Annotated in this window: 12 protein-coding genes; 5 read left to right on the plus strand and 7 right to left on the minus strand. The window is 56.1% G+C overall.

Annotation, left to right across the window (positions count from 1 at the left end; translation table 11 throughout):
* Positions 1-8 precede the first annotated feature (8 nt).
* Positions 9-2,180, minus strand: a complete 2,172-nt coding sequence (locus tag ACLHV9_RS21060) for a YgiQ family radical SAM protein (protein WP_049005048.1) — start codon at positions 2,178-2,180, stop codon at positions 9-11.
* Positions 2,181-2,380: 200 nt separating this feature from the next.
* Here ACLHV9_RS21060 and ACLHV9_RS21065 point away from each other — a divergent pair, with 200 nt between their 5' ends.
* Positions 2,381-3,856, plus strand: a complete 1,476-nt coding sequence (locus tag ACLHV9_RS21065; protein WP_028017173.1) for a TrkH family potassium uptake protein — start codon at positions 2,381-2,383, stop codon at positions 3,854-3,856.
* Positions 3,857-3,888: 32 nt separating this feature from the next.
* Here ACLHV9_RS21065 and ftsP read toward each other — a convergent pair whose 3' ends face one another.
* From ftsP to ACLHV9_RS21085, 4 genes are all read right to left on the minus strand, one after another.
* Entirely contained in the window at positions 3,889-5,301 is a 1,413-nt protein-coding gene (gene ftsP / locus ACLHV9_RS21070) for a cell division protein FtsP (RefSeq protein ID WP_028017172.1), read from the minus strand.
* 58 nt (positions 5,302-5,359) lie between these two features.
* Entirely contained in the window at positions 5,360-6,097 is a 738-nt protein-coding gene (plsC, locus tag ACLHV9_RS21075) for a 1-acylglycerol-3-phosphate O-acyltransferase (RefSeq protein WP_049005051.1), read from the minus strand.
* A 163-nt stretch (positions 6,098-6,260) separates the two neighbouring features.
* Positions 6,261-8,519, minus strand: a complete 2,259-nt coding sequence (gene parC, locus ACLHV9_RS21080; protein ID WP_129324659.1) for a DNA topoisomerase IV subunit A — start codon at positions 8,517-8,519, stop codon at positions 6,261-6,263.
* Between the two features lie 118 nt (positions 8,520-8,637).
* A complete protein-coding gene (locus ACLHV9_RS21085; protein ID WP_108090468.1) occupies positions 8,638-9,039 on the minus strand; it encodes a YgiW/YdeI family stress tolerance OB fold protein in 402 nt (133 codons plus the stop codon).
* Between the two features lie 138 nt (positions 9,040-9,177).
* Here ACLHV9_RS21085 and qseB point away from each other — a divergent pair, with 138 nt between their 5' ends.
* The 4 genes from qseB to ACLHV9_RS21105 all read left to right on the plus strand — a co-directional run bounded on the left by qseB (position 9,178) and on the right by ACLHV9_RS21105 (position 12,204).
* Complete coding sequence (gene qseB, locus ACLHV9_RS21090; protein WP_108090469.1) at positions 9,178-9,837, plus strand: quorum sensing response regulator transcription factor QseB; 660 nt, start codon at positions 9,178-9,180, stop codon at positions 9,835-9,837.
* Positions 9,834-11,171, plus strand: a complete 1,338-nt coding sequence (gene qseC, locus ACLHV9_RS21095) for a quorum sensing histidine kinase QseC (protein ID WP_108090470.1) — start codon at positions 9,834-9,836, stop codon at positions 11,169-11,171. Before qseB ends, qseC begins: the two co-directional genes overlap by 4 nt.
* 105 nt (positions 11,172-11,276) lie before the next feature.
* Positions 11,277-11,858, plus strand: a complete 582-nt coding sequence (locus ACLHV9_RS21100; RefSeq protein ID WP_108090471.1) for an NAD(P)H-dependent oxidoreductase — start codon at positions 11,277-11,279, stop codon at positions 11,856-11,858.
* A 31-nt stretch (positions 11,859-11,889) separates the two neighbouring features.
* Positions 11,890-12,204 (plus strand): putative quinol monooxygenase, encoded by a 315-nt coding sequence (locus ACLHV9_RS21105; RefSeq protein ID WP_028017166.1) that lies wholly within the window; start codon positions 11,890-11,892, stop codon positions 12,202-12,204.
* Positions 12,205-12,249: 45 nt separating this feature from the next.
* On the opposite strand, the gene ACLHV9_RS21110 is transcribed toward ACLHV9_RS21105, so the two are convergent.
* Positions 12,250-13,137 carry a MurR/RpiR family transcriptional regulator gene (locus ACLHV9_RS21110; RefSeq protein ID WP_028017165.1) on the minus strand — a complete coding sequence of 296 codons (888 nt, stop codon included), beginning with the start codon at positions 13,135-13,137 and terminating at the stop codon, positions 12,250-12,252.
* The gene (locus tag ACLHV9_RS21115) at positions 13,134-14,084 is read right to left on the minus strand and encodes an iron-siderophore ABC transporter substrate-binding protein (protein WP_108090472.1); all 951 of its coding nucleotides are present in this window, start codon (positions 14,082-14,084) and stop codon (positions 13,134-13,136) included. The genes ACLHV9_RS21110 and ACLHV9_RS21115 overlap by 4 nt, the downstream gene beginning before the upstream one ends.
* Between the last annotated feature and the right edge of the window lie 6 nt (positions 14,085-14,090).

Below are 14,090 nucleotides of genomic sequence, written 5' to 3' on the forward strand. Positions count from 1 at the left end.
TTTTTATTTTACGCTTTACGTTTGGCTGGCTTCTTCGCCGTCGTGCCACCGTTTGAACGCTGGTGCACGATTGGTGTGTGCTTGGTCAACGCCGGGCGCGTATTGCGATTCTGACGACGCGCCTCGCGCATTTCATCCAGGGTAGGAGCCGGTACCAGACAGTCGCGACGCGAGCCAATCAGGTGCTTTTTACCCATATCTTCCAGCGCCTGACGGATCAGCGGCCAGTTTTTCGGATCGTGATAACGCAGCAGCGCTTTGTGCAGACGGCGCTGTTTATCCCCTTTTGGCACCACCACGTCTTCGCTCTTATAACCAATCTTACTCAGCGGGTTCTTGCCGGTGTAATACATGGTCGTCGAGTTGGCGAGCGGTGACGGGTAGAAGTTCTGCACCTGATCCAGACGGAAGCGACGCTGTTTCAGCCACAGCGCCAGGTTCACCATGTCCTCATCGCGCGTACCCGGGTGGGCAGAGATGAAGTAAGGGATCAGGTACTGCTCTTTCCCTGCCTGCTTAGAGTAGGTATCGAACAACTGTTTAAAGCGATCATAGCTGCCCATGCCCGGCTTCATCATTTTCGACAGCGGGCCTTCTTCGGTGTGCTCCGGCGCAATCTTCAGATAGCCGCCAACGTGGTGCGTTGCCAGCTCTTTAATGTAGCGCGGATCTTCCACGGCGATGTCGTAACGTACCCCGGAGGCGATGAGGATCTTCTTGATGCCTTTAAGGTCGCGGGCGCGACGATAGAGATTGATTGTCGGCTCATGGTTGGTATCCATGTGCTGGCAGATGTCCGGATAGACGCATGAGAGACGACGGCAGGTTTGCTCTGCACGCGGCGACTTACAGCGCAGCATGTACATGTTGGCGGTTGGGCCGCCAAGATCGGAGATCACGCCAGTAAAACCCGGTACGGTATCGCGAATGGCTTCGATCTCATTGATGATCGAATCTTCAGAGCGGCTCTGGATAATGCGTCCTTCATGCTCGGTAATAGAGCAGAACGAGCACCCGCCGAAGCAGCCGCGCATGATGTTGATCGAGAAGCGGATCATCTCATACGCCGGGATACGGGCGTTGCCATATGCCGGGTGCGGCACGCGCTTATAAGGCAGCGCAAAGACGCTATCCATCTCTTCAGTTGACAGCGGGATCGCTGGCGGGTTGATCCAGATATAGCGCTCGCCGTGTTTCTGCAGCAGTGCGCGGGCACAGCCCGGGTTGGTTTCATGGTGCAGAATACGCGACGCATGCGCGTAGAGCACTTTGTCAGCTTTTACCTTCTCGTAGGACGGCAGCAGTACATACGTTTTTTCCCACGGTTTCGGGCGTGGCGGTTGTACAACAATCGCCTTCGCTTCCGCTTTTTTCGGCTCAACCGGCTTGTTATCGGCACACGGCAGATCTTCGCCGTAAGGATGTGGGATAGGGTCGATTTTGCCCGGCATATCGATAATACGGGAATCCACCCCGCTCCAGCCCGGCAGCGCCTCTTTCACCATGATCGCGGTGTTACGCACGTCGCGAATACTGCTCACCGGTTCCCCCTGCGACAGACGGTGTGCGACTTCCACCAGCGGACGCTCGCCGTTACCGTAGATCAGCATGTCGGCTTTAGAATCCACCAGCACCGAGCGGCGCACGGTATCTGACCAGTAATCGTAGTGCGCGGTGCGGCGCAGACTTGCTTCAATGCCGCCCAGGATCACCGGCACATCTTTCCAGGCTTCTTTACAGCGTTGGGTATACACTAGGGTGGCGCGGTCCGGACGTTTACCCGCCACGTTATCCGGGGTATAGGCATCGTCATGACGCAGCTTACGGTCAGCGGTATAGCGGTTGATCATCGAATCCATGTTGCCGGCGGTCACACCGAAGAACAGGTTGGGTTTACCCAGACGCATAAAGTCGTCTTTGCTGTTCCAGTCAGGCTGAGAGATGATCCCCACGCGGAAGCCTTGTGCTTCGAGCATGCGGCCACAAATGGCCATGCCGAAGCTCGGATGGTCAACGTAGGCATCGCCCGTGACCAGAATGATGTCGCAGCTGTCCCAGCCCAGTTGGTCCATCTCTTCCCGGGACATCGGCAGGAACGGCGCCGGTCCAAAGCAGGCCGCCCAGTACTGGGGCCAGGAGAAGAGGTCACGATCCGGCTGGATCAGGGAAATTGCGCTCATAATGCTTCCGAAGAAAAAATAGACAAAAGGAGCCGGATTATACGCTGTTCATCCGCCACATTTGAAGAAAAGGATGCATGAAGCAGACAGATATTCCTGGAAGTCGTTAAAATACAGCGCCCTGTTAATTTTGGATCATAATATCCACTATATCTTCCGGTGTTTTGCCCCCGGAACGTGTTCTTGCGCGGAGTTCTGCTGTGAAGTCCAACGATTCGTTACACATTTCCCAGCTGCGGGTTGTCCTTCACCTCTGCGGTTTTCTGGTTCTGCTGTACAGCCTTTCGATGCTGCCGCCAATGGTCATCGCCCTGCTGAATAAAGAGCGGACCTACTTTGCATTTTTAACCACCTTTTTAACCTTTTTCAGCCTGGGTGGAGTGACGTGGAGGGCAACCCGTCATGCCGGTATTCAGCTGCGCACCCGCGACGGGTTTGTGATTATTGTGCTGTTCTGGCTGCTGTTTTCATTGATCAGTGCCATGCCGTTATGGATGGACGATGGTCTGCATCTTTCCTTTGCTGACGCGCTCTTCGAAGGGGTTTCCGGGATAACCACTACCGGTGCAACGGTAATCGGGGACGTCAGCGCCCTGCCTAAGTCGTACCTATATTACCGCGCCCAGCTGAATTTCATTGGTGGCTTAGGCGTCATCGTGTTGGCCGTCGCGGTCCTGCCGCTGCTGGGCATCGGTGGTATGAAACTATATCAGTCAGAGATGCCGGGGCCGTTCAAGGAGGAGCGTCTGACTCCCCGCCTTGCCGATACCGCGCGCACGCTGTGGGTAACTTACTTCGCGCTGGGCGCGGCCTGCACCCTGGCCTACTGGCTGGCGGGCATGTCTTTTTTTGACGCCATTTGTCACGGACTTTCGACCGTGTCATTGGGCGGATTCTCTACCCGCAGCGAGAGCATTGGTTTTTACGACAGCCACGCGATTGAACTCGTCGCTGGCGCGTTTTCGCTGCTCTCCGCGTTCAACTTCACCCTCTGGTACGTCGCGATTGTCAGACGCACCCTGAAGCCGATTCGCCGCAGCCCGGAGGTTAAATTCTTTCTGGGTGCCGCCGCAGTGGTGATTGTCATTACCGCCTGGCAGGTCTGGCATGCGGGGATGTACAACGCGACGGATAGCCTGGTTCATGCTTTCTTCCTGGCCAGTTCGATGATGACCGATAACGGTCTTTCGACGGCCGATTATGCGCACTGGCCTGCCCACACCATTTTCCTGCTGTTGAGCGCCAGCTTTTTTGGTGGCTGCGTGGGTTCGACCTGTGGCGGGATCAAAGCACTGCGTTTTCTGATCATGTTCAAACAGAGTATTCAGGAAATGAATCAGCTTGCACATCCGCGCGCGCTACTGAGTATCAAGGTCGGTAAAAGCGTGGTGAATGAACGCGTCCTGCGCTCGGTATGGAGCTTCTTTTTCCTCTACGTGATGATTACGGGCTTTTTTGTCTGGGCGCTCAATCTGATGGGCTACGACCTGTTTACGTCATTTGCAACGGTCGCTGCCTGTATCAATAACATGGGGCTGGGTTTTGGCGAGACCGCGTCCACCTTCGGGACGTTAAAAGAAGAGGCCAAGCTGTTGATGTGCGCAGCGATGATCTTAGGGCGTCTGGAAATTTATCCGGTGCTGATCCTCTTCTCGCGCTTTTTCTGGCGGGCATAAAACATTCCCGGCGAACCGGGAATGTCGGGGGGTTATGGCGCAGGGTTGACCAGCATCTGCCCCACTGACCCCCTGTCCATCATCTCCAGCGTCTGGCTGTGGAACAGGAACGGGAAGTGCGGCCACGAAGGCTGACCATAGTAGACAAGCAGTTCGACCTGACCATCCACCCAGACGGTGTCTTTCCAGCCACGGTCTTCCGGGAAAGGCATCGCGCCGTTCACGTTGCGGATCAGGAATGACACACCTTCAATATGGAACGACTGCGGCATGTCGGAACGCACGGTCCAGCGCTCCCAACTACCCTGCTGCGCGGTAATGTCGATACGGTTGACGTCCCACAGCGCGCCGTTGATACCCGGATCGTCGCCCAGGCTGATATCGCGGCTGCGCACAGGCGAACCGCTCATGATCTCCTGCGGCAGCAGGCGCATGGGCAGGCTGTCGGTCACCAACGGCAGCAGACCGGTTGGGCGCAGGGTCAGCACCAGAGTAGAAACAAGAATGCTCGACGGCTCAAAGAACCCTCGAATACGGTCAACAATACTTGCTGCTTCACCGCAGGTGACAGACACTTCATCCCCATTCGTCATATCAATGAGAATTTCACGACGTTCACCCGGCGACAGCGCCAGTTGTTTGACGGAAACCGGCGCAGGTAAAAAGCCCTGGTCACCGGAGATCACGTGCAGCGCGCGGCCATCACTCATTTTCAGCTGATAACGGCGCGAGTTTGAGGCGTTGAGCAGACGCAGACGCACCCAGCCACGCGAGACTTCAACGTAAGGGCTTTGCGCACCATTGACCAGCAGCGTGTCGCCGACGAAGCCACCGCTGCCCGGCTCGCTGTATTCCGGCGTACCGAAATTATCCAGACGTTTGTCCTGGATAATGATCGGGAAATCATCCACACCGTAGTGATTCGGGATCGGCAGGGATTTGCTGACCTCATCTTCTACCAGCCACATCCCGGCCAGACCGTTATACACCTGTTGTGCAGTGCGGTTAGGGGTATTGGCGTGATACCACAGCGTTGCCGCACTCTGACGAATGGGCAGCACTGGCGCCCAGTCAGCATTGGGTGACATCATCCTCGGCGCACCGCCAATCAGCGGGCCAGGAACCTGTAAACCGCTGATGGTCATGGCAACATTTTCGGACGTGCGGTTACTGTAGATGAGTTTAACGTCATCGCCATTCCATACGCGTATGGTCGGCCCAAGGTAACGCCCGTTAATGCCCCATACCGGCGCACGCGTCCCCTGGGTAAAGGACCAGTGGCTGCGCTGTAATGTCAGGAAAAGCGGTTGTCCGCGACGGGATTCAATTAACGGCGGAATGGGCAGCGGCTGTTGCTGCCCGGCGGCGCTGGCTGTCAGCGGCATCGCACCCGCACAAAGGGCGATCCCTGAAGCCTGAATAAACTGACGCCGACTGAGTGACATATAAGCTCCATCTGAAACGACTAACAACGCGGGAATTCGTTTTCCCTTTAACGCCGGATTAAATCTTACCGGCGGCTTCTCTCTCTGCGACTTCTTTGTCGAGCAGCGCAATATGCTGAGCCATCAGCTCGCGGCAGTGTGCTGCCAGCTCACGCACCTGATCTTTACCGTATTTGCTGGTATCGACGGGTGGCAGCATTTCGACAATTACCAACCCATTATTCAGGCGATTAAGATTAATCTTATTAGAAGTATTGGAAACACACACAGGAATAATTGGAACACCTGCCGCAATTGCGGCATGAAACGCGCCAGTTTTAAACGGCAGCAGGCCACGACCACGGCTGCGCGTCCCTTCCGGGAACATCCAGATGGATATTCTGCGTTTTTTAAAATGATTCACGACTTCCGCAATAGTGCTGTGCGCTTTTGCACGGTTATTACGGTCGATCAGCAGGTTACCGGTGAGCCAGTACAACTGGCCGAAAAACGGGATCCACAGCAGGCTCTTTTTCCCCACCGTCACGGTTGGTGGAAGAACGATATTAGAGGCCGTCACCATATCGTAGTTGTTCTGATGGTTGGCGATAAAGATGGCATTACCGAAATTCTCAGCGCCTTCCGGCAAACGTTTTTCAACCTTCAGACCAAACAGCGGCGCAAGACGACCAAACATATGACCAAAGGTGGCAACATGCTTCGGATTACGCGGGCTGAACAGGCAATAAATAGAGCCGAAAATACAGACCAGAATGCAGTAGATAACGGTAAGAATAAGACGAACAATGTATAGCATAGCGACCTCTGAAGCCCCAACAGCTGACAATTATACTTCACCTGTGGCCAGGTAAGGACTTTATTACGAGCGCGTATTGTTAATCGCAACGCACGAATTAACAACGATTTTACGGGAAATTTTATTGAAACTCCCCCTCCGGACAGAGGGGGATATCACGACATTACTCTTCGCTGTCACCTGCGGTGCTGCGTGCAGGAGAGTCAATCTCCACGCGGTCAATACGCTGCAGGCCACGCATCAGTGAACCGCGACGGCCGCGCTCACCGACGACCTTCTGCAACTCTTCCGGACGAAGTTTGATTTTACGCTTACCGACATGAATGGTCAGCGTGCTCTGCGGCGGCAGAAGGAAGAGGTGCGCGAGACCATCTTCACCCTTCGCTGCTTCCGCCGACGGGATGTTGATGATCTTGTTACCCTTGCCTTTTGACAGTTCAGGCAGATCGCTAACCGGGAACATCAGCATACGCCCGGCGGTGGTGATCGCCAGCAGCATGTCACTCTCATTCTCAATCACCAGCGGCGGCATAACGTGGGCGTTATCCGGCAGGCTAATCAGCGCCTTACCGGCACGGTTGCGCGAGACAAGATCGTTAAAGGTACAGATAAAACCGTAACCGGCATCAGACGCCAGCAGCAGTTTCTGCTCGTCGGCTTCCATCAGCATATGGTCAACCGTGGCACCCGGCGGCAGCGTCAGCTTGCCGGTGAGCGGCTCGCCCTGCCCGCGCGCGGAAGGCAGCGTGATTGGGTCAATCGCGTAGCTACGGCCCGTAGAATCGATAAACGCCACCGGCTGGTTGCTCTTCCCTTTCACGGCGGCTTTAAAGCTGTCGCCCGCTTTGTAGCTCAGTCCTGGCGCGTCGATGTCGTGGCCTTTAGCGCTACGCACCCAGCCGCTTTGCGACAGGACAATGGTCACCGGCTCGGACGGCTGCATGTCGTGCTCGTTCATTGCCTTCGCTTCTTCGCGCTCGTGCAGCGGAGAACGACGGTCATCACCAAATGCGTCGGCATCGGCCTGCAGCTCTTTTTTCAGCAGGTTGTTCATCTTGCGTTCGGACGCGAGGATCGCCTGCAGCTGATCGCGCTCTTTTTCCAGATCGCTCTGCTCACCGCGGATCTTCATCTCTTCCAGTTTGGCAAGATGGCGCAGTTTCAGTTCGAGGATCGCTTCGGCCTGGGTTTCGCTGATGCCAAAGCGCGACATCAGCGCAGGCTTAGGCTCGTCCTCGGTACGAATGATCTCAATCACTTCGTCGATATTGAGGAACGCCACCAGCAAACCTTCGAGGATATGCAGGCGCTTAAGCACTTTCTCCAGACGGTGGTTCAGACGACGGCGTACCGTATCGCGGCGGAACGTCAGCCATTCGGTGAGGATCTCCAGCAGGTTTTTCACCGCCGGACGCCCGTCGAGGCCAATCATGTTCAGGTTGATGCGGTAGCTTTTTTCCAGATCGGTGGTGGCAAACAGGTGGTTCATCACCTGCTCCATGTCCACGCGGTTGGAACGCGGCACGATCACCAGACGAGTCGGGTTCTCGTGATCCGATTCATCGCGCAGATCGTCCACCATCGGCAACTTCTTATTGCGCATCTGGGCGGCAATCTGTTCCAGCACTTTGGCGCCGGAGACCTGATGCGGCAGCGCGGTGATCACCACCGCACCGTCTTCTTTGGTCCACACCGCGCGCATACGCACGGAGCCGCGACCGTTCTGGTAGATTTTACGGATTTCCGCGCGGGAGGTGATAATCTCCGCTTCGGTTGGATAGTCCGGCCCCTGCACAATATCCAGCAGCTCGTCCAGCGAAGTTTTCGGCTGTTCAATCAGGGTGATGGCGGCTTTCGCCACTTCACGCAGGTTGTGCGGCGGGATGTCTGTCGCCATACCAACCGCGATACCGGTGGTGCCGTTCAGCAGGATGTTCGGCAGGCGCGCAGGCAGCATCTTCGGCTCCTGCATCGTGCCGTCGAAGTTTGGCACCCAGTCAACGGTTCCCTGACCCAGCTCGCCCAGCAGCACTTCGGCATATTTAGACAGACGGGATTCGGTATAACGCATCGCTGCGAAGGATTTTGGATCGTCCGGCGCCCCCCAGTTCCCCTGGCCATCCACCAGTGGATAGCGGTAAGAGAACGGCTGTGCCATCAACACCATCGCTTCATAACAGGCGCTGTCGCCGTGTGGATGGTATTTACCCAGTACATCACCAACGGTACGGGCGGATTTCTTGAACTTGGCGCTGGCATTCAGCCCCAGCTCGGACATCGCATAGACGATGCGGCGCTGAACAGGCTTCAGGCCATCCCCGATAAACGGCAACGCCCTGTCCATGATGACGTACATGGAGTAGTTCAGGTAGGCGTTTTCCGTGAATTCATGTAGCGCGAGGCGCTCTGCCATATCGCTCATTACGTGTGATTCCTCAACTCAGAAACCGAAGGGTTTCAGGCAATATTGCCGCAGATACTACCTTATCTGCCGTGTTGAGTCACAAAGAAAAAGGGCCGCTTATGCGGCCCTTTCCGGGTTATTTGTTCAGCTTAATAACCTGCTTCACGTCGATTTCGAAGTCGTTCCATTCTTTATCGACCTTACCCTGGATTTCCACTTTATCCTGTGGACTTACAGTCACGCCGTTCCAGCGCTTGTGGTCAATCTCCACGTTGACCGTGCCGGTCTCATCGCGGAAGGTATAGCGATCGTCGGACAGGCGCTGGGTGATGTTCCCGCGCAGCTTCACCCAGCTGTCATCTTTCATCTCTTTCACCTTCACCGCGGTGGTGAGGTTCGCGTCATTATCGACAAAGCCGCCTGCCTGCGTTTGGGTCTGGGTTTGTGTGGCCGACGGGCCGTTAAATCCACCCTGTGCAGCAAAAACAGGGGCAGTGGTCATCATCATGATGGCGGCAATTGCAGCGAATTTTTTCATATTAACTCTCCCTTTAATCTGGTTTCGCAGTCCATTTAACAGGGTAATCCTTAACAACTTCTTAAGGGAAAAATTTATTTATTATTGCTGTACAGCAGGCGCTTACAGAGGGTTTACTGACGACATCAAGGAGGGAACATGCGCATTTTACTGGTAGAAGATGACAGGTTAATCGGCGATGGCATCAAAGCGGGTTTAGGCAAAATGGGCTTTAGCGTGGACTGGTTTACCGACGGAAAAACGGGTCAGGCAGCACTGTATAGCGCGCCGTATGATGCCGTGGTGCTGGATCTGACGTTACCGGAAATTGACGGGCTGGAGATCCTACGTGGCTGGCGCGAAAGCGGGCGCAGCGAACCGGTGCTGATCCTGACCGCGCGGGATGCACTGAACCAGCGTGTTGAAGGGTTGCGTCTGGGCGCGGATGATTACCTTTGTAAGCCGTTCGCCCTGATCGAGGTCGGTGCCCGTCTCGAAGCTCTGGTCCGCCGCAGCCATGGACAGGCACGCAGCGAGCTTCGCCACGGCAACGTCACGCTCGATCCGACCCGTCTCATCGCCACGCGGGACGGCGAAACGCTGACGCTCAAACCCAAAGAATTCGCGCTGCTTGAGCTGCTGATGCGTAATGCAGGCCGGGTGTTGCCGCGTAAGCTGATCGAAGAAAAACTGTATACCTGGGACGATGAGGTCTCCAGCAATGCCATAGAGGTTCACGTCCATCATCTGCGCCGTAAACTTGGCAGCGAGTTTATCCGCACCGTGCATGGCATCGGCTATACCCTGGGTGACGCATGAAACTGAGCCTGAAACTTCGCCTGACGCTTCTCTTCCTGCTGCTCTCTCTGACGGCCTGGTTTGCCGCCAGCCTGGTCGCCTGGCAGCAGACGACACATAAGCTCGATAAGCTGTTTGATACCCAGCAAATGCTATTTGCCAAACGGCTGCTGACAATGGATCTTGATGAGATCCGTGCCCCCGAGCGCATGCGTGAGATCCCAAAGAAAGCGAAGCATGGTCGTCTGGATGACGACGCGCTGGCTTTCGCCATCTATACCGTCGACGGCAAAATGATACTGAACGACGGGGAAAACGGGCGTGATATTCCGTACCACTATCGCCGCGACGGGTTTGATAACGGGCAGCTGCAGGGCGACAACGACGAGTGGCGTTTTTTATGGCTGACCTCCCCCGACGGAAAGTACCGCGTGGTGATCGGCCAGGAGTGGGAGTACCGGCAGGATATGGCGCTGGATATAGTCAGTTCGCAGCTTACGCCGTGGCTGGTGGCGCTCCCCGTGATGCTGTTGTTGCTAATCCTACTGTTAAGCCGTGAACTCAGGCCGCTGAAAAAACTGGCGCAGACCCTGCGCTCCCGCTCGCCAGATGCCACCGAACCGCTGACGGTTCAGGGTGTCCCCACGGAAGTGCGCCCCCTGCTCGACTCGCTGAATCATCTGTTCGCCCGCACCCAGGAGATGATGACCCGCGAGCGCCGCTTTACCTCCGATGCCGCCCACGAATTACGCAGTCCGCTGGCGGCCCTGAAAGTGCAAACTGACGTGGCACAACTATCCTCAGACGATCCGCAGGCGCAGGCAAAAGCGCTGACACAACTGCACGCGGGTATTGACCGTGCGTCCCGGCTGGTGGATCAACTTCTTACGCTGTCGCGTCTGGATTCACTGGATAATCTTGACGATGTCGAACCGATTACCCTTGCCGATTTACTGCAGTCGGCCGTGCTGGATATCTGGCATCCCGCTCAACAGGCAGGCATTGATATCCGGCTGAACATCAATGCGCCAGAGGTTACACGCACGGGGCAGCAGCTGCTCCTGAGCCTGCTTGTTCGCAACCTGCTGGATAACGCCATTCGTTATAGCCCGCGAGGCAGCGTGGTGGACGTGACGCTGGACACCCGAAGCTTTACCGTGCGCGACAACGGCAACGGCATTTCGCCTGATGCGCTGGCGCGCCTCGGCGAGCGATTTTATCGACCACCGGGGCAGGATGCCATCGGCAGCGGGCTCGGATTATCCATTGTGAAGCGCATCGCCGCCCTGCACGGTATGCGTGTTTCATTAAGCAATGCGGCGGAAGGCGGTTTTGAAGTGAAGGTCAGCTGGTAAGGGATTATTGCATTTAGCGCAAAAGACTTTGCACATTTTGCTCATTTTTCCGCTCCGTCCTCGCGCGTAGAATACCCGCCATACTCTCATCATCGAGGACAAATAATGAGCAACATTCTGATTATTAACGGTGCAAAAGAATTTGCGCATTCTAAAGGCCAGTTGAATGACACCCTGACCGAGGTCGCGGACGGTTTCCTGCGCGACGCCGGGCATGATGTTAAGGTCGTGCGTGCAGACAGCAACTATGACGTGAAAGCCGAAGTGCAGAACTTCCTGTGGGCTGACGTGGTGATCTGGCAGATGCCGGGCTGGTGGATGGGCGCGCCGTGGACCGTGAAAAAATACATGGATGACGTGTTCACTGAAGGTCACGGCTCTCTGTATGCCAGCGATGGCCGCACCCGCTCTGACGCGTCCAAAAAATACGGTTCAGGCGGTCTGATTCAGGGCAAAAAATATATGCTGTCACTGACCTGGAACGCCCCGCTGGAAGCCTTCACCGAGAAAGATCATTTCTTCGAAGGCGTAGGCGTTGACGGCGCATACCTGCCGTTCCATAAGGCTAACCAGTTCCTGGGGATGGATCCACTGCCAACCTTTATCGTCAACGACGTGATTAAAATGCCTGATGTCCCACGCTATATCGCAGAATATCGCAAGCATCTCGCGGAAATTTTTGCTTAACTGGTAGCCTGGAATTAAAGGAGTAGTAAACATGCTTACCGTTATCGCAGAAATCCGTACTCGTCCAGGTCAACATCACCGTCAGGCGGTGCTGGATCAGTTCGCGAAAATTATCCCGACCGTACTGAAAGAAGAAGGCTGCCATGGCTACGCGCCAATGGTGGATGCCACCACTGACGCCAGCTTCCAGGCCACCGCGCCGGACTCAATCATCATGGTTGAGCAGTGGGAAACCGTCGCGCATCTTGAAGCGCACCTGCAGACCCCGCACATGAAAGCGTGGAGCGACGCGGTGAAGGGTGACGTGCTGGAAACCCACATCCGTATTCTGGAGCAAGGGGTTTAAGTTTCCCCCAGGCCCGGTAAGCGCTAGCGCCACCGGGCTTTGTTTTTAGCTACTTTTCTTCCCCGGTTTTAATCCCCGATGAAACTCGTTGATCCGCTTCATTGATTTGATGGTGCGCTGCGGCTCGGTGGAGGCAACGGACACAATAATCATCTCCAGACACAACAGTACCGTACCATGAAGTGGGATTTTGCCCTTTTCGCCGCCGCGCGGGACGTGGATCACCACGCTGGCCTCTTTACTGAAACGCGAGTCCAGGGCGTTGGTCAGCAGGATAGTCGGGATACCGAGACGTTTTGCTTCACGCAGCGTGGTTTGCCCCTCCCGGTGCGCGGATTTCTGGGCCATCATCACCAGCACGTCACCGCGCTGAAGGGCAATGAGCTGTTCGGCAAGCCCTATTCCTGTGCGGTTAAGCGGTGTGGCGGGTAATCCCATACGGCTGAACAACCTGGCGGTGTACTCGGCCAGAATACCCGATGCGCCGATACCAAAAATCGCGACCTGCCTCGCCTGTGCCAGCAGTGAGACCGCCTGAGCCATCGCATAGCGGTTGTGGGGTTCGGATAACACGTCCAGGGTGTGCTGATGTCCCTCCAGCACAAAATCAATGCTCGCGTTGACGTCGCTGGTCAGTGTATTCACCGTGGTAGACATCTTTTCGCTGGAGCTGACCACAGGGCCAAACCACTGCTCCAGCGTCTGTTTGAGATCGCGCAGCCCGGCGAACCCCAGCGCCTGAATGGCGCGAACGACGGTGGCATCCGAGGTTTTCAACTGCGTCGCGATCTCCATTGCGGTCTGTTCCATCACCGCTTCGCGGTTCTCATTGATATAGCTTGCCACCTGCAGCACGCGCGGCGTCAACTGGTGCGCACGCGAACGAAAGCGGTCACCGTAGACATCCACGCGCCCTTTCTCTTTGCGGATCACCGTGATGCCTCCGGCAGTGGTCGCCCGGCGATCTGCGATTGCACCTGCGCGGCCATCAGGCCTAAAGACGCGAAGGAATTCGAGATGGCCTCTTCACGTGAGATCAGCACGTAGTGTCCGGTTCGGCAGGCGTTCAGGAACTGACACCAGCCAGGCATTACCGCCTCCATCGCTGCCAGCTCGTCCTGCGGTTTACCGCCCGTATCCCCACGCCAGGTGGCGAAGACGAAATCAGCATCCAGCTCCGGCAGGCGCTCGGCGCTGACGTCAATCCGTCCCCCTTCCGGGATGGCCTCAATTAGCGGCGGGAAGGTGAACCCGGCATCACGCAGTACACGCCCCAACGAGTGGTAGCTGTGCATGGCGTTAATCTTTCCCTGATTCGCCTGAATCACTGATACGCTAATTTTACGGGTATCCACCGTCGCTTTCAGCGCGTTGATTTGTTCCTTATAGCGGCGCTCCAGGATCTTCAGTCGCGCCTGCGTGCCGGTAAGTTGCGCCAGCTTGCGGTAGATTTCCGGCGCACCGCCGTCGAGATGATCGATGCTCACCGTCGGGGCAATTTTTTGCAGCTGTTCCACCGGCGTGTTGCGGGTCGGCTCAGAGATAATCAGATCCGGTTTTGCAGCGGCGATGGCCTCAATGTCGATATCCGCAGTGCCGATAAACTTGATGTCGGAATTATCGAAATCGACGCCCGTTAGCATGCCGCTGGAGCGCAGAAAATGGCTGCCGTCCGGTCGCGTACGGCCGTGGCTGGCTACCGGCGGTACGCCAAGCTCAATGAGCGGGATGGTGATATCCAGGTCATGCAGCGAGACAATCCGTTTCGGATGAACCGGCACAACGACCTTGCGCCCCAAATCATCGGTAAATGTCTGAGTCGGTTCTGCCGCGCTCACCGCAAACCCGACCAGCAACAACATCGAAAAAAGTACGCGCATCCTCAG

Origin of the sequence: Enterobacter sp. CPE_E890 (genome assembly GCF_046521475.1) — a bacterium.
Classification (GTDB): Bacteria; Pseudomonadota; Gammaproteobacteria; order Enterobacterales; family Enterobacteriaceae; genus Enterobacter; species Enterobacter adelaidei.